17 protein-coding genes and 1 pseudogene are annotated in these 15844 nt (G+C 63.0%); 14 read left to right on the forward strand and 4 right to left on the reverse strand.

Going from position 1 to position 15844, the window contains the following annotated elements; translation table 11 throughout:
- Positions 1-175: 175 nt before the first annotated feature.
- Positions 176-1100: pseudogene (locus J1M86_RS23600) on the forward strand (IS5 family transposase).
- A 9-nt stretch (positions 1101-1109) separates the two neighbouring features.
- Entirely contained in the window at positions 1110-2237 is a 1128-nt protein-coding gene (locus J1M86_RS23605) for a beta-mannosidase (RefSeq protein WP_206511600.1), read from the forward strand.
- 22 nt (positions 2238-2259) lie between these two features.
- Here the strand turns inward: J1M86_RS23605 and J1M86_RS23610 are convergent, their stop codons facing one another.
- Complete coding sequence (locus J1M86_RS23610; RefSeq protein WP_206511601.1) at positions 2260-3417, reverse strand: erythromycin esterase family protein; 1158 nt, start codon at positions 3415-3417, stop codon at positions 2260-2262.
- Positions 3418-3523: 106 nt separating this feature from the next.
- On the opposite strand from J1M86_RS23610, the gene J1M86_RS23615 reads away from it, so the two are divergent.
- On the forward strand, positions 3524-4234 hold the full coding sequence (locus J1M86_RS23615; RefSeq protein WP_206511602.1) for a MerR family transcriptional regulator: 711 nt from the start codon (positions 3524-3526) through the stop codon (positions 4232-4234).
- On the opposite strand, the gene J1M86_RS23620 is transcribed toward J1M86_RS23615, so the two are convergent.
- Entirely contained in the window at positions 4213-4470 is a 258-nt protein-coding gene (locus tag J1M86_RS23620) for a hypothetical protein (protein ID WP_206511603.1), read from the reverse strand. The two genes, J1M86_RS23615 and J1M86_RS23620, sit on opposite strands and share 22 nt — an antisense overlap.
- Positions 4471-4589: 119 nt before the next feature.
- Here J1M86_RS23620 and J1M86_RS23625 point away from each other — a divergent pair, with 119 nt between their 5' ends.
- The 9 genes from J1M86_RS23625 to J1M86_RS23665 all read left to right on the forward strand — a co-directional run bounded on the left by J1M86_RS23625 (position 4590) and on the right by J1M86_RS23665 (position 12028).
- Entirely contained in the window at positions 4590-5207 is a 618-nt protein-coding gene (locus J1M86_RS23625; protein WP_206511604.1) for a TetR/AcrR family transcriptional regulator, read from the forward strand.
- 35 nt (positions 5208-5242) lie between these two features.
- Entirely contained in the window at positions 5243-5728 is a 486-nt protein-coding gene (locus tag J1M86_RS23630; protein WP_206511605.1) for a DUF1990 family protein, read from the forward strand.
- Between the two features lie 342 nt (positions 5729-6070).
- Complete coding sequence (locus tag J1M86_RS23635; protein WP_241260604.1) at positions 6071-8212, forward strand: MMPL family transporter; 2142 nt, start codon at positions 6071-6073, stop codon at positions 8210-8212.
- Positions 8213-8234: 22 nt separating this feature from the next.
- Complete coding sequence (locus J1M86_RS23640; RefSeq protein WP_206511606.1) at positions 8235-8654, forward strand: DUF302 domain-containing protein; 420 nt, start codon at positions 8235-8237, stop codon at positions 8652-8654.
- Complete coding sequence (locus J1M86_RS23645; protein ID WP_075838117.1) at positions 8654-9427, forward strand: sulfite exporter TauE/SafE family protein; 774 nt, start codon at positions 8654-8656, stop codon at positions 9425-9427. Before J1M86_RS23640 ends, J1M86_RS23645 begins: the two co-directional genes overlap by 1 nt.
- Positions 9428-9498: 71 nt before the next feature.
- Entirely contained in the window at positions 9499-9768 is a 270-nt protein-coding gene (locus tag J1M86_RS23650) for a metal-sensitive transcriptional regulator (protein ID WP_075838170.1), read from the forward strand.
- Positions 9769-9791: 23 nt separating this feature from the next.
- On the forward strand, positions 9792-11144 hold the full coding sequence (locus J1M86_RS23655; protein ID WP_206511607.1) for a rhodanese-like domain-containing protein: 1353 nt from the start codon (positions 9792-9794) through the stop codon (positions 11142-11144).
- Positions 11141-11617 (forward strand): carboxymuconolactone decarboxylase family protein, encoded by a 477-nt coding sequence (locus J1M86_RS23660; RefSeq protein WP_075838118.1) that lies wholly within the window; start codon positions 11141-11143, stop codon positions 11615-11617. The genes J1M86_RS23655 and J1M86_RS23660 overlap by 4 nt, the downstream gene beginning before the upstream one ends.
- A gap of 54 nt (positions 11618-11671) precedes the next feature.
- Positions 11672-12028, forward strand: a complete 357-nt coding sequence (locus J1M86_RS23665) for an HNH endonuclease (RefSeq protein ID WP_075838119.1) — start codon at positions 11672-11674, stop codon at positions 12026-12028.
- A gap of 19 nt (positions 12029-12047) precedes the next feature.
- Here the strand turns inward: J1M86_RS23665 and J1M86_RS23670 are convergent, their stop codons facing one another.
- Together J1M86_RS23670 and J1M86_RS26580 are read right to left on the reverse strand one after the other, a co-directional pair.
- Positions 12048-12827 carry a class F sortase gene (locus tag J1M86_RS23670; protein WP_241260605.1) on the reverse strand — a complete coding sequence of 260 codons (780 nt, stop codon included), beginning with the start codon at positions 12825-12827 and terminating at the stop codon, positions 12048-12050.
- Between the two features lie 6 nt (positions 12828-12833).
- Positions 12834-14225, reverse strand: a complete 1392-nt coding sequence (locus tag J1M86_RS26580; protein WP_241260606.1) for an ice-binding family protein — start codon at positions 14223-14225, stop codon at positions 12834-12836.
- A gap of 526 nt (positions 14226-14751) precedes the next feature.
- Between J1M86_RS26580 and J1M86_RS23685 the strand changes: the two genes are divergently transcribed.
- A complete protein-coding gene (locus tag J1M86_RS23685; RefSeq protein WP_230556894.1) occupies positions 14752-15324 on the forward strand; it encodes a TetR/AcrR family transcriptional regulator C-terminal domain-containing protein in 573 nt (190 codons plus the stop codon).
- A gap of 58 nt (positions 15325-15382) precedes the next feature.
- Positions 15383-15694: a hypothetical protein gene (locus J1M86_RS23690; protein ID WP_241260607.1), complete on the forward strand. Its 312-nt coding sequence runs from the start codon at positions 15383-15385 to the stop codon at positions 15692-15694.
- Positions 15695-15844 lie beyond the last annotated feature (150 nt).

Here is a 15844-nt window from a genome sequence, read left to right on the forward strand (position 1 = left end):
TTCCTGCCTTCGACGGGAAATCCGGGTCTTCGCACACACTTTGGGGATCCTGTTACTCATGGACCGGGACAGCCGCCCGCGAGCCCAGTTCCCCATATCCCGCATATTTCAGCAGTCTCCTAGGGCGTGTCTCCTATACGTGAGGGTGAGTGGCGGGCATGCTGTTTTGGTGGCGATGACGAAGTCGAGATATCAGGTGTTCACCGATGAGCAGTGGGCGCGGATCGAGCCGTTGTTGCCGTCGAACGCTGGTAAACGGGCGCGTCCGTTCGGCGAGCATCGGCGCGTGGTGGAGGGTATGGCCTACCGCTACCGGACCGGAATTGCGTGGCGGGACTTGCCTCGTGAGGTATTCGGGCCGTGGCAGACGGTGTGGAAACGGCATCGCCGCTACGCCGCCGACGGCACGTGGGACCGCATCCTGACACAGGTGCTCGCGCAGGCTGACGCTGCCGGAAAAATCGACTGGAACGTGTCGATCGATGCGACGATCGCTCGTGCGCATCAGCACGCCACAAACACGACCCGCCCTGATCAGGACACAGGGGGCCTCGTCGAATCACAAGAATCTCGCCCCTGACGGCGGTGAACCCGCAGGTCACGGGATCGGCCGCTCGCGTGGCGGGTTGACCACGAAAATTCATCGTGCCGTCGATGGGAAAGGACGGCCGTTGGTCAACATCGTCACCGGCGGCCAACGCAACGATGGGGCTATGCTCGCCGAGGTCCTCGCCGACATCTACGTTCCGCGAGTCGGTGGCGGTCGTCCGCGGACTCGCCCGGACGCGGTCCTCGCCGACAAGGCCTACGCCACCGGAGTCAACCGAGACATGTTACGTGCCAAAGCGATTACTGCGGTGATCCCGGAGAAGTCCACCCAGATCAACACTCGCAAGAAGCGCGGCAGCAACGGAGGTCGGCCACCTGCATTTGACGTCGAACTCTACAAGGACCGCAACGTTGTGGAACGGTCCTTCGCCTGGGCGAAACAGTGGCGCGGACTTGCCACCCGCTACGACAAACTCGCCATCACCTACAGAGCCGGCGTCACTCTCAACACCATTCTCAACTGGCTAAAACATATAGGAGACACGCCCTAGTCTCATGCAATGACGCGCACCCATGTTCTCCGATCGCTCGTGGTTGGAGCTGCGGCGATCCTCCTCACCGGGGTGCTCTCGACCGCAGCGCCGGTCTCGGCCGCGCCCGACCCGGGCAGCCGTGTCGCAGCCGACTCCGCAGGCCTATCTCTGGACGGGGAGCCCTGGTGGCCGACCGGATTCAACGCCTATCAACTGGCCACGGATTGGTCGGTCAACGCCGGCTGCGGGGCCATGGTCGATCTCGACAGCTTCTTCTCCGCTCTGCCGGCTCACTCGCTGACGCGGTTCAACGCGTTTCAAGCGCTCGCGATCAACCGCTTCACCGGGCAACTCGACTTCGGACCCATGGACGCCGTCTTCGCCGCCGCGGAAGCTCACGATCAACTGCTGATCCCCGTGCTGGCCCCCCAGGACGGGGCATGCGAAGGCGATGTATTCAAGGGTCGGCAGTGGTACGTGGACGGTTGGACCGCCCCGCCAACGGCGCCGGCCTTGCTCAGTTTCGAACAGTGGATGAACACCGCTGTCGATCGGTGGAAGGACTCGCCAGTGCTGGCCGCCTGGGAGTTGATCGGAGAACCGGAGACGAGTACCTGCACAGATGCCGCGTGCTCATGGTGGACCCGCACTTGCGCACCCGACGCGGCCGCGATATTGCGCAATTTCTTCGACTCGGCAGGCGCCGGACTGCGCGCCCACGACTCGCAAACGCTGATCACCGCGGGACTGACAGGTGGTGGACAGTGCGGGAGTCAGGGCGACGAATACGGATACCTAGCAGAGTCGCCATTCGTCGACGTTTTGCAGTATCACGACTACGGCGCCGACGGCGTTCCGCTGCCCGGTGACCAATGGAACGGTCTTGCGCGACGCATAGCCCAGTCGTCGGACGTCGGTAAACCGCTGCTGGTCGCCGAGATCGGCGAAAATGCGGGGTCATGCAAGGATATCGGTGAGCGAGCCACGAGCATCGAAACCAAGATCACGGGCCAACGTTTCGCCGGTACGGCTGGAGCGCTGCTGTGGGCATTCGTCCCCGACCCCAGGCCGCAGGAATGCACCTTCGACATCGGGCCCGAGGATCCACTGTGGCAGGTAATTACCGCCGTCCGGTGGCCCGCGTTGGGCAGTTGATAGAAGGGCCAGCCCTGCTCGACTACCAGTACTGGTGTCGCTGCGCGTCGACTTCCGAGAGAAATAGAACCGCGTCTGCCCCATCCAAGTCTGCCGGCTTCAGAGGCAGGTGGCCGGGGAGCATCGGCTGGCCCACCTCCACCGTCGGCGGGAGGACTTCGAGGAGAGCGTGAGTCGAGAACAGAGCGCGGCGGGCGGTGGCGTCGGAAAGCAATCCTGCGAGCGTGCCGGGTCTGCTGTCGGGGTTGGCGTCGGTTGCGATGAACATGTAGCTCGAACCCAATTCCTGCCCGACCAGAGCGCCGGCGCTGACCCAGCCGCCGTCGACCGGTCCGCGCAGCAGATGTGCGTTGTGCGCGAACACCAGTGTGGATCCGCGTTCCTCCTTGGTGACGATGGCGAGGAGATTCTCGGCCATCATCTCGGCGCGCACGCTGAGCAGCCTGTCCATGCGATCGGGCCCTGGGGTCGCCATCGCCTCGTGATAGCCCAGCAAGCCTAGTGCGGTCCGGACGACCTGATCTGCCTCGGGGACAGCCAGTTCCGAGTGGATCTGGATCTCGGCTAGCTCGTCGACCATGATGCGCAATTGTCGGACTCGATCGGATCTGCCGATCGAGGCCGACGCGTCGTACATGGCGGCCGGGTTGGTCCAGTCGGCTTCGTCTCCGATGAGCGCATCGAGGTCGCGGATGGAGTCGGGCAGGAGAGTTGATGGGAGACAACCGATCAGTGATTCCAGTGCAGTCCGCGGACTCGGCGCACCCGAATACTCGACCGGCGCATCGAAGCCGCGAAAACGGACTCGATCTTGAGGAGCCCGACCGGAGTTGTGATCGCGCAACCATTCGACGAGTTCGCGGTTGCTCGGTAGCGCGCCGAATCCATGGCTGAACCCAGTGGCAAGCACCTCGTCGAGAAGCACGTTGCCACCGCATACGTACTCGTCGACGATCGATGCGGCGAAACTGTCGGTCTCCAGTACTACCGACCGAAATCCCCGGGTGACAAGGCACGCAAGCAGCTCATTGCGGAGCGACGGGAACGCCGCAACCCCATGGGTCGGTTCGCCGAGGCCGAGCAGGCTCACTGGCTGATCGGCGAGGAGTTCGTCGATGGCAGCGCCGAGGCTCGTTGGATTGTCGACCTGTCGTGCGATGTCGAGCAGTGAGATTGACATGATTGTTCCCTTCTGGCTGCCTTCGACGCTATCGTTGAGTGCTCCATTGGGGCTTTCTGGTTGTTGTACAGGTATCTGTCCGAAAAGCTTCAAACCGAGGTGATTTATGAGACCCGTCGACCTGGCGAGGGGACACGCTTTGTCGACGCAGGCGATCCGCAATTACGAGGACGCGGGCGTCCTCCCGCCGGCAGCGCGGAGCGAGTCGGGCTATCGGAGCTACACCCCGGTCCACGCCCAAGCATTGCGCACCTTCCTCGCACTTCGCCGAGGCCACGGTTATCAGCGCTCAGTGGAGATTCTGCGGGCGGTCAACCGCGGCGACACCGATGCGGGGTACCGGCTCATCGATCTCGCTCACGTCGAGTTGCACACCGAACGTGCGAGGAGAGCCGAGTCGGCGGCAGCCCTCGGCGGACTCACGGTCACCGCAATTCGGTCGGCCGCAGGTCAGTCGCTGACGGTCGGCGAGCTTGGCCGGCGCCTCGGCATGCACGCTGCCACCCTGCGCACCTGGGAATCTGCGGGAATAGTGCACCCTCGTCGCGACCGAGTCACGGGATACCGCATGTACGACGCCGAGTGCGTGCGCGACGCCGAGGTCGCACGTCAGTTGCGCCGGGGTGGCTACCCGTTGCGTCGAATCGCGCAGTTCGTCTCCTCGCTTCGCGAGGCGGGAGGAGCGGCAGTGTTGGCAGTCTTCCTTGACGAGTGGCAGGACCGACTCTCCGCGCGTAGTCGTAACCTGCTCAACGGGGCAGCGCAGCTGGATGCCTACTTGGGCCTGCTCGAGGACTACCGATCGTGCCGGTCTTGATTGTCGTCCAGATCATTTCGGATCGGCCCAACTACCTCGTCGCGAAGTTCTTGCAAGATTCCCCGTCGGGGCGGGCGGCCAGGTCGGGCTTCCCAGAGGTCCCATAGCCCGAGGACAATCAGGAACAGTCCGATGGGGCCGCCCTGAAACCAGAAAACGTCCAGGTCCCAGAAGAAGGCAGCCAGGATGGCTCCGACCGTGATGATGGCGACGGAACGAATTGCCGAATTGCCCATGATTTTCCCTTCGCTCAGCGCGAGGCCGACCGCAAACAACGGTGTGGTGATCTGCCCCGAGCGCTATTTCGCACAGCTGTACTATAAAACACGAACAGCGATTGTGCTAGGAACATCACGTGCCGAAAATTGTCGATCACGACGCCAGGAAGGCCGAGCTAGTGGCCGCTGTCTGGCGCGTGATCTCGCGGTCCGGCATGAACAGCGCGACAGTGCGCAGTGTGGCCGCCGAGGCAGGCGTCTCGCCGAGTTCGCTGAGGCACTACTTTTCCGACCAGAGCGAACTGCTCATCTTTGCAGCTCAGGCTATGACATCGCGAATAGTCGCGAGACTCGAAAGCCATCCTGACGAGGGGGATGGGCTCGCGCGCGCCCAGCGGGTACTCGAGGAGATGCTTCCGCTCGACGACGACCGCTCGGTCGAGGTGAGTGTGTGGCTCGAGGCTCTCACTCGGGCCCGCTTCGATGATCGCCTTGCAACGTTGAAGACGGCGGGATGGTTCGGTGAACGCTATCTGTGCAGAGTGGCGTGGGCGCACTTGAAAGGCATCGATCTTCCGCGATCGGCGGAGGGGGTATTCGGTGCTGAAATCGACGAGCGGTCGGCGGCCCAGCTGCACGCATTCATCGATGGTCTGACGCTGCAGGCGATCACGTATCCGGAGCATTTGTGCTCGGAGGCTGTAGTCGAGCTCCTGCACGGCTATCTGACGGAGCGTTGGTCCCCGGACGTATAGCGAGCTGCCAGCACCACCCCTGGCATGCTGGTGCCATGGACTTCACGTACAACGAGGTCGGCGGCACTCGCGGCCCGCTACCGGCCGGGTTTCATCACGTCGAGCGGAGGGTTCGCATCGGCACCGGCCGAGCTGCCTTCGATGCTGCCGCGGCAGCGTTGTCGAGGTGGGACATGCATCGCGGAGTCGGGCTGCGTGTGAAGGCGTCGACACCGACTGCTGAGGTGGACTCCGCCGTGACCCTATCGTTGGGGCCGGTGAAGATTCCGTGCCGCGTCGTTTACGTTGTGGCGGAGGGCAATCGGTCGGGGTTTGCTTACGGAACTTTGCCCGGGCACCCGGAGATGGGTGAGGAGTTGTTCGTCGTCGAGTTCGATCCGTCGGACGACGGTGTCTACGTCGACATCGCTGCGTTCTCGCGTGCGGGTAGGTGGTACACGCGGATCGGCGGTCCAATCGCTCGCCTTGTCCAGCGAGTGTTCACCGACCGGTACATATCTGCGCTGAGGAAGTCTGTCTGAAACCCGTTCACCTGGGTAGTCACAACCCGTCCGCCTCTCTACAGCGCAAGCTTCGGTTGTGAACAAGAGGCGGTGTTGTGACGATCAAGGAGCTCCCGTTTTGCATACCCCCTAGGGTATATGGCACAGTGAGGACACGCCCTGGACAAGGAGGTCTGCTATGTGTCAAGCCGTTGCCTGCAATCGATGCCGAAAAACGACGTGGTCGGGATGCGGACTGAATGTTCCGGAGCAGCAGCGCTGCTCCTGTGCGCCGGCGGAATCCTAGCGCTCGTTCTTTCGTCGCTGAGCCGCCCAATTTTTTTTGCTCGTCAATATACCCATGCCCGTATAAGGAGATAGATGTATACGCAGCTCGACCGGCCCAAACCGGCCGAAGTCACCTCACCCGGCCTGCTGGGTCGCCTCGGTGGTGTCATGGTCGACCGACGCCGCTGGGTGTTCGGCACATGGTTGCTCGTGCTGGTTGTGCTGGGCTCCTTCGCCCCGTCCGTGTTCACGTCCCTGGCGGGCGCGGGATGGCAGGCCAACGGCTCCGAGTCCGTGCAGGTGCGCGAACTAGCGCAGGAGCACTTCGGTGGAAACTCGTCGGCTGCCGTTCAGGTGGTGGTCCACTCGGACAACGCAACGATCGATGATCCGGCCGTGCAGCAGACGCTGACAGATGCCACCGCGATCTTCTCCGCCGATGACCGCTTCGGCGAGATCATTCCGCCGCAACCGGGCATGACGATCAGCCCCGACGGCCGTACCGGCATCCTCATCGCTGGCGCGGACGGCACCACCGACGAGATGGTTGCCGCCGTCGACGAGGTCAAGGGCGAGCTGACGGCATTGTCGGGCAACGGGATCGAGGTCTATCCGACAGGCTCGTCAGCCCTCTGGTCGGACTTCAACAAGGCCAACCACGACGCGATGATCGCTGCCGAGTTGGTCTCCTGGCCCGTCACTTTGGCCATCATGATTCTCGCGTTCGGCTCGCTTGTCGCGGCAGGATTGCCTTTGCTGCTGACCATCGCCGGTCTCGTCGCATCGGCTGGCGGGCTCGTTCTTCTCAACAGTGTCACTCCGATTTCGGTGTGGGCCATGAACTTCGCGATGATGTTCGCCCTGGCGCTGGGTATCGACTACGCGCTGTTCATCGTCGCTCGTTTCCGTGACGCATTGAAGCGAGCCGATGCCCGAACGGCCGTGGGCGTGACGATGGATACGGCGGGCAAAGCCGTTGTCCTATCCGGAATCACTGTGCTGGTCAGCCTGTCGGCGGTGCTTCTGGTGCCTGCACCTGCGGTGAGAACCATGGCCGTAGGGATCATGCTGGCCGTCACCTTCGTGCTCCTGGCGACCATGACGTTGCTCCCCGCGGCGTTGGGTGGCCTCGGAAACAAGGTCAACGCAGTTTCCCTGCCCTATGCAAAGCGTCAGACGCACCGTTCACCGAAGTTCGCGGCGTGGGGTGAGTTGCTGCACAAGCATCCGGTCCCGTTCGCGGTCGCCTCGGTGGGAATTCTGATCGTGCTTGCTCTGCCGGTGCTCGGCTTGAAGGTCGCAATGCCGTCGATCTCCGTGGTGCCGGAGGATGCCCCGGTGCGTCAGGGATACGAACTGGTCCAGACGCAGTTCGGCGACGGTGCGCCCGGTGCGCTCCAGATCGTCTCGTCCACAGCCGATGCCGACGCCACCGCGGCGGCCGCATCGCAGGTCGAAGGCATCGCTATGGTCACTCCGCCGCAGGTCGCTACCGACGGCTCGGGCTACGCCTTGCTGCAGGCAATTCCGACGGTGGATCCCTCGGACGAGTCGATGGGCACGATCATGAACGACCTACGTACCCAACTCCCCGAGTCGGCGCTGGTGGGTGGTGCACCCGCGGAGAACCTCGATCTCCAGCAGGCACTGAACGACTACCTGCCCCTGGTCGTCGGAGTCATCCTCGTGCTCGGGTTCCTGTTGCTGCTCGTGGCATTGCAGGCACCGCTGATAGCCATCCTGGGAACGTCGGTCAGTCTGCTTTCCACCGCCGCAGCATTCGGTGTAGCCAAGCTCGTCTTCCAGGACGGTCACGGCGCTTCGTTGCTCGGCTTCACTCCGCAGGGGTTCCTCAACGGGTGGGGACCGGTGTTCTTCTTCGCGATGATCTTCGCGATAGCGATGGACTACACGGTGTTCCTGCTGGCCACAGCCAAAGAGCATTACGAACGCACCGGGGATGCGAGGATTGCACAGGTGGACGGACTTGCGCACTCGGGACGCGTCATCCTCGCCGCGGCAGCGGTGATGGTTGCGGTGTTCTTCACTTTCGCTCTGTCCGACCCGCTGCCGCCGAAAGAGATGGGCATCATCCTCGGCGTCGCGGTTCTGCTCGACGCACTGCTCGTAAGGTTGATTCTGCTACCTGTGCTCCTCCGTCTGACGGGGCACGCAGCATGGTGGTCGCCAGCCTGGCTGCGCAAGATTCTGCCGTCGATCAAGTTCGCGCACTGAAATACCGACTGCAAGGAGAAGCATGAACATCGCACTGTCCACCACACTGGCCGACACGGAGTTCGACACCGCCATCGAGAAGGTCACCGCGGCTTTGTCCGAACAGGGCTTCGGCGTTCTCACCGAGATCGACATGCAGGCCACGCTCAAAGCGAAGCTGGGCGAGGACATGGAGAAGTACCGCATTCTCGGCGCCTGCAACCCGAACCTGGCACACCGCGCAGTCGGCGTCATGCCGCAGATCGGCTTGTTGCTGCCATGCAATGTGGTTGTCCGTGAAGACACCGCAACACCGGGAGCGGTGATCGTCGAAGCGATGAACCCCGAGATCATGGTCGAGGTCACCGGTGAACCCGGGCTGCGCCAGGTAGCAGACGAAGCGACTGCCAAGTTGCGTGCTGCTATCGACGCGCTCGGTGGCCAGGCTAGTTCCGCTTCCTGATGACTCTGGCGCTGGCGCTGCTGTTCGGTGCTGTCATCGGGGTACTCCTCGGGCTGCTCGGCGGGGGAGGATCGATCCTGGCCGTCCCGGTCTTGGTCTATGCGCTCGATCTTCCCCTGTCCGAGGCTGTTCCGACGTCGCTCCTCGTCGTCGGAATCGCAGCGGCCACCGGCGCCGTATCCAAGATGCGGGCACATCGGATCCAGTGGCGGCTCGCGGGCGTCTTCGCTGTAACCGGCATCGCGGGAACGCTCCTCGGCAGCATCATCGGTCGCCAGCTGCCCGACGCGGCCGTCCTGGCCGGGTTCGCAGTGGTGATGATCGTCGCGGGAGTACGGATGCTGACCAGCAACGACAATGTCGGAACAGCCTGCTCTACAGGGGAGTCCAAGATCAATTGGCGACGCTGCGCACCGCGGGCCATTCCAACAGGATTCGTCGTCGGAATCCTCACCGGACTCTTCGGAGTCGGCGGCGGGTTCTTGATCATCCCGGCGCTGGTACTACTGCTCGGGATCGAGATGAGCATCGCCATCGGAACGTCGTTGGTGATCATCGTCGCGAACTCGGCGGCCGGGCTTATCGCTCAGGCGGACGGACTCGGCGGCAACTGGCTGCTGACGGGTCTGTTCGCCGGGGCGGCGGTGGTGGGGTCGCTGTTGGCAGGCCGGTTCAGTGAGCGTATCGACGCAGACAGGCTGCGGAAATGGTTCGCGTACCTGGTCTTCCTGGTGGCGGGCTACATCCTCGTCGACCTGATTTTCCTGGGATAACGAGAACTATGCCCCCAGGGGTACGCTGGGGGCTCCGGATACAAACTTCCGGATACAACAAGGAGAACATCATGATCGGCGACGAAGACAGCATTGCACTCGTACTGAACCGTTTGCGACGCGCCCACGGCCAGTTGGCTGGTGTGATCGGGATGATCGAGAACGGACGCGACTGCAAGGACGTTGTCACCCAGCTCGCCGCGGTATCGCGTGCGCTGGACAAAGCGGGCTTCAAGATCGTCGCGACCGGACTGCGCGAATGCATGAGCGGTGAGGCCGCAGACAGCAAAGAACCCATGACCGAAGCAGAACTCGAGAAGCTCTTCCTCGCACTGGCCTGAGTTTCTCGCCTGAGAGGACCACCATGACCACACTGGAACCTGACATTGCCATCATCGAGACGTCGAGCCTGGGTGATCGCAGCTACCTGATCAGCCATGATGGTGCCGGCGCCGTGGTCGACCCGCAACGAGACATCGACCGCATCGAGGCCCTCGCCCGCGAGAAGAACGTCCGGATCACGCACGTTCTGGAAACACACATCCACAACGACTACGTCACCGGCGGGCTGCAGCTCTCCCGCGCAACGGGGGCGCAGTACGTCGTCCCCGAAGGCGATCCGGTGGAGTACGAGCGACGAGCGGTGGCCGACGGTGACATCGTCTCGGTGGGCGGGCTCTCTCTGCAGGTCATGCATACTCCTGGGCACACGCATCACCATGTGAGCTACGTACTGCGCGACGCCGCAGACAAGCCCGTCGCGGTGTTCACCGGAGGTTCCATGCTCTACGGATCAACCGGCCGCACGGATCTGCTGGGATCCGATCACACCGACGAGCTCACTCACGCTCAGTTCCACTCCGTGCGGCGCATCGCCGACGAATTGCCATCCGACACCGAGGTGTACCCCACCCACGGGTTCGGCAGCTTCTGCTCGGCAACCCCCACCACTGGGGATTCCTCGACAATCGGCGAACAACAGAACTCGAATCCCGCTCTGACACAGGATGAAAAGAGTTACGTCGACGAGCTGATCGCCGGGCTGGGGGCGTATCCCGCCTACTACGCGCACATGGGTGTCATCAACACCGCAGGACCGCGACCCATCGACCTGTCGATGCCCGAACCGGTGGACCCGCAGGCTCTTCGCAGCCGGATCGACGCCGGTGAATGGGTCGTCGACCTGCGTGCTCGTACCGCATTCGCCGCCGGACACGTCGGCGGCAGCCTGGGATTCGAACTATCCGAGAGCTTCGTCACCTACCTCGGCTGGCTCTACGAGTGGGGCGCCCCGCTGACCTTGATCGGCGAGGATGCGGATCAGATCTTGGATGCCACCAGGGAACTGGCCCGCATCGGCATCGACAGCCCATCCGGATCGGCCGTCGGCGACGTCCGTTCACTCGTCGGCGACAAGGAGTTGCGTTCCTACAGCGTCTCCGACTTCGACGGTCTCGCCGCAGCCGCTGCCGAGCGCGACATCGTAGTGCTGGACACCAGGGCGGAGTCCGAATACGCCGACGGACACCTCGACGGTGCCGTCAACATCCCTCTGCACCAGCTCCCGCACCACGTCGGCGACGTACCGGCAGGCGAAATCTGGGTGCACTGCGCCTCCGGCTACCGGGCGTCGATCGCCGCATCGATCCTCGACCGCGCGGACCGGACCGTCGTGCTCGTCGACGACGACTTCGACAACGCAGCGCCGGCCCAGTGAGCGACGACCGTCGTATCTACGCAGACAAGCAGCAGCCCGAGATCTACAAGGCGCTCGTTGCCGCGGCACGCGAATGCCGTGCGAAGGCTGCCGAGATCGGCCTGAGCCGCGCAACTCTGGAACTGGTGAATGTGCGTGCCTCGCAGATCAATGGTTGCGCTTTCTGCCTCGACCTTCATACCCGGTTGGCGGTGAAGGAAGGCGTCACCGCTCAGCAACTCGGTGTGCTTCCGGCTTGGCGGGAGACCGAGGTGTTTTCCGAGATCGACCGGGCCGCGCTTGAAATCGCCGAGGCCGTCACAAACGTCGCAACCGACCACCTCGCCGATCCGGATTATGCCCGCATCCGCGGGCAACTCTCTGACGACCAGCTCGCAGTGCTCCTGCATGCGGCGTCGATCATCAACGCGTTCAACCGGATTTCGATCCTCAGTCAGCATCCCGTGACCCATCGCGACGCCCCGTCGAACTGAGGCCGGCTACTACCGCGATCGGCTTGCTGGGCATCGCGCGAATAGAGTGGCCGCATGGTTGTCGCTCGAAGTCGAAAAGCGCGTGCCGATCGTCGGCGAAAGAAGCGAGTGGCGACCGCCGACAATGACCTCACTCTCGCTCAATGGGGCGCAATCAAGCAGGCGTGGGGTGGTTGCGCGTACTGCGGTGCTGATGCGAGTTCGATGCAGAAGGACTGCGTCCAGGCGATCTCGCGCGGTGGCCGCTACACGCTCGGCAACGTCGTTCCGGTGTGCCCGTCGTGCAATGCGAGCAAGTGCAATGCCGAGGTCACCACGTGGCTGCGCCGGAAGCGACTGGATGAGCGCCGTTTCCTGGAGCGTTTCGTCGAGATCAACCGTGAACTAGCTGATCGATTCGGCGACGTGTAAGGCCGGTTCGTAAGCTGCGTTACGGGATGATCGTTTCGGAGAGGGCGGCATAGGCGATGATGTTGTCGTCGTAGCTCGAGGCGCTGCTGTCGAAGGCGCCCCCACACGTGATCAAACGCAAACCAGCATGATCGATATCGCCGTACACCGTTTGCGTCGGGAACTCGGCCTTCGGATACTGCCGAATGTCGGTTGCCACGAACACCGTCACGCTGCCGTCCTCGCGGGTGACCGTGATGGAGTCGCCGCTCGCAAGTTCCCGCAGTCGGTAGAAAACCCCGGGACTTCCGCCCCAGTCGACATGGCCCGCAATGATGGAAGGGCCGAGTTCGCCAGGTGTCGGTGAGCCGGTGTACCAACCACCGGGGAACCCGCCTTGCGGGACTTCCATTGTGCCGTCGGATTGCAGCCCGAGCCCCATCAGGTCGGAGTCGACCCCGATCGACGGTATCTGGATTCGGACCGGAACGGAGGATGCGACGGGGGCGGCTGCGGCGGCATCATACGGCTGAGCAAGCGCCTCGCCGTTCGGCTGTGCAAGCGCCTCGTCGCCGGGAGGTAGCGCCGGCGCACCCAGTTCACCTGTAGTACCCGGGCTCGCCTGCTCGTTCAGTGAGGTCGTCGGCGAGGTCGCCGACGGCACCGTAGGACTCGAATCCGGTGCACCCGCACATCCGCTGACAAGCGCCACCATGAGCATCACCGCGGCCGCAGCCCCCGCCGTGGTGACCCTGAACCGGGTCACCACGTGGGAGCTGCGTTCAGGACTTCCGCTACGCCTGAGTGGTGTCATCTTCATGGTTGATCAGCGTCGGCGGCGAATTGCGAGGATCCCGGCACCGACGGCGGCAGATGTGACCACCATCGCGATTGCTGTGCCGTTGGGCGCGCCGTCGGCCGAGGCATGGACGGCGGTACTTCCATCACCGGTCTCCACCGGGCCCTGAGGTACCTGCGTGATCTGTCCGCCCGGCGCTCCTGGTGCTCCTGGCCCACCTGGTGCTCCCGGCCCACCCGGTGCTCCTGGCCCACCTGGTGCTCCTGGCGCGCCCGGTGCTTCCGGTGCTCCTGGAACATTGGGCAAGCCGGGAATCTGCGGGATCGTGATCACCGGTGGTACGCCCGGAATATCCGGAAGGGGAATGATCACTGGCGGTATGACGATTGGAGCGGTGTTGGTCGTGGTGGTCGGGCCCGTGGTGGTCGTGGTGGTCTGGTCGGTTGTTGTCTGGTCGGTTGTGGTGGTCTCGTCTGTGGTGGTGGTTGTTTCGTCGGTTGTGGTGGTCTCGTCTGTGGTGGTGGTTGTTTCGTCGGTTGTGGTGGTCTCGTCTGTGGTGGTGGTTGTTTCGTCGGTTGTGGTGGTCTCGTCTGTGGTGGTGGTTGTTTCGTCCGTCGTTGTGGTCTCGTCGGTCGTCGTGGTCGGTTCCGTGGTGGTTGTTGGGATGACGTCGCACAATGGCCGGGTGATGACGTTGGTATCCAGGGTTACTGCGCCGTTGCGGGCGAGAACACTGCCGGAAACAATGGCTCCGGTATTCAGGGTGATCGAAGTCAGCGCCAAGATCGTGCCCACGAATGTTGTGCCGGTGTCCAGGGTGGCCGAACTGCCGACCTGCCAGAACACGTTGCATGCGTCTGCACCGTTGATCAGATTGACCGAGGCATTCGGAGCGGTGATCAACGTCGAAGGGATTTGGAATATCCACACGGAACTCGGATCGTTCTCGCCGTCGAGAGTGACCGTTCCGGTCAATCCAAGTGAGGAATCGGCTTTGTACAGACCGCCGACGTAGGTCTGACCGCCGATATCGACAGGGAGTGCGGTCGGCGGGACGCGACCCGCTGCATCGTTGTAGGCCACGGTGAGATCTGCTTGTGCCTGTGCGGCAGCGGCATCCGCGGCATGAATTACACCGTTGTTGACGATGCCCGGAGGGAAACCGACCACAGCCGACCCCGGGGAAACGCCGAGATCCCCGGATACAACGGACGGTCCGGTGTTTGTCACCGTGGTGCCGGCCAGGACTGCGTAACTCTCAGCTGTTCCGAGATCGACGGTCGGTATGGCCGCCTGCGCGGTGCCGTTGGTGACAACCAACAATGCGGCAGCGGCGACCGCCACGACAGCTGTGAATGGAGCAGCTTTCCGTCTGATGCGGCGTGCCGAGGGAGGGGAGGTGACGGTTCTCCGATGCATTGGGCGGGTCCTTTATGCGGGAAGAAGAAATACTGCAAAGACCTTCTGCAGCAAATTGAAATTGGCGCGGAAAACCTGGACATGGACAGATTCCGGGCGAGGCGGTGGCGACTGCAGACGACTGGCGCGCACAGTAAAGGTGTCAGAAAGTGAATCTGCGTATTCGCACTAAAGGCGATACAAAAGAGCCGCGATGGCGCAGGCCCACGGTAGGGTTCCGCTGTCGGGAAAGGGGTTCTTTTCCTTTCTTTGACTTTCCCGCATGAATACGGTGTAGAACTACAGTGGATCAGGTGCATGTCTCCGAGTCAATGTCAAATCGAGTTGTATCGGAAGGTTTTGTTTGATACCGGAAACCCTGTTTTGTCGCTGTTTTACAGATTTTCGTGGAAGACGGTGTTTGATGCTCGATTCCGAACCCCCAATATCATTGTCCCCCTATCTACTCCGAGGCCCACTGAATCGCGCGTCGGTGGTTGCGTGCGCGTTGTCCGTCATAGACAGGGACGGAATAGAAGGCCTTTCGATGCGTGGCCTCGCTCGGATAGCCGGCTGTGATCCGATGACGTTGTATCGGCATATTCCGAATCGGGCAGCGCTTCTCGACGCTGTCGCCGAAGCAGTTCTCTCCACTGTGGCGGAGGTTGATCCGGCCGATCCCGACTGGAATTTCGAGCTTCGGGTGCTCGCTCGAAGCTATCGTAGTGCGGCGTTGGCTCACCCCAAAGTGGTTGTGCTCATGGTGACGCGGCCGCAGTCGACACCGCTCGGGCTTCACTCCCGCAGCACCCTCGCAGTGCTGGGCTCGGTGCTGGCGCTGCTCACCGAGAACGGGTTCGCGCCAGCCGACGCCCTGACCCTCTATCGAAATCTCTTCTCGTTTCTACGCGGTCATGTGCTCATCGAGCAGCAGGAGTCCCGAGATCACCCCGAGGACACGGAGGATCTGGTGAGGCTGGCGCTTCGGTCGTTGAACGGGCCGGGCTACTCCATCCTGAAGTCGCTGACGTCGAATCTGTCGGCCTTCGATGGCGACGCTGTGTTCGAGCGCGGCCTCGACAGCCTGCTCACCGGTGCCGTCGTCGGTAGGGGTTCATGATGTACGGCGCCCGCGAGAGTCCCGCAACCGAGTAGCTACCGAGCAGCCCTGCGCCGCCGTGCGAGACCGCGGACTCCGCGCGCACCAACGGACCGAGAAACGTTCGACGGCGAACGTGCAGTGGGTCGGGCAGTTCGTCGGTCATCGGAGGTGGGGGCGCAACCACCTCGGCATCACCGTTCCCGACTACCCGAACCTGTTCATCACCTGCGGCCCCGGCACCGTTCTGGGGCACGGCGGCAGCTACATCACCATCGCAGAATGCCAGGTGCGCTACATCGTCGACTTGATCGGCACGATGGCTCGCGAGGGACTCGGCGCCGTGGAAATGCAAGCCGGAAGTGGAGCAGGACTACGTCCGCCGACATGACGATGCGCACTCCCGCATGATCTGGACCCACGACGGCATGGACAACTGGTACCGGGACGACGCCGGGCGGGTCGTGACGGGCAGTGTCGTCGGAGGTGGACTGTTGGGGCGATATCGTGACCCGTGTCGGACTGCGGTCACGGCCGTTCC

The sequence above is a fragment of the Rhodococcus sp. KRD197 genome, assembly GCF_017168235.1.
In the GTDB taxonomy this organism is placed as follows: domain Bacteria; phylum Actinomycetota; class Actinomycetes; order Mycobacteriales; family Mycobacteriaceae; genus Rhodococcoides.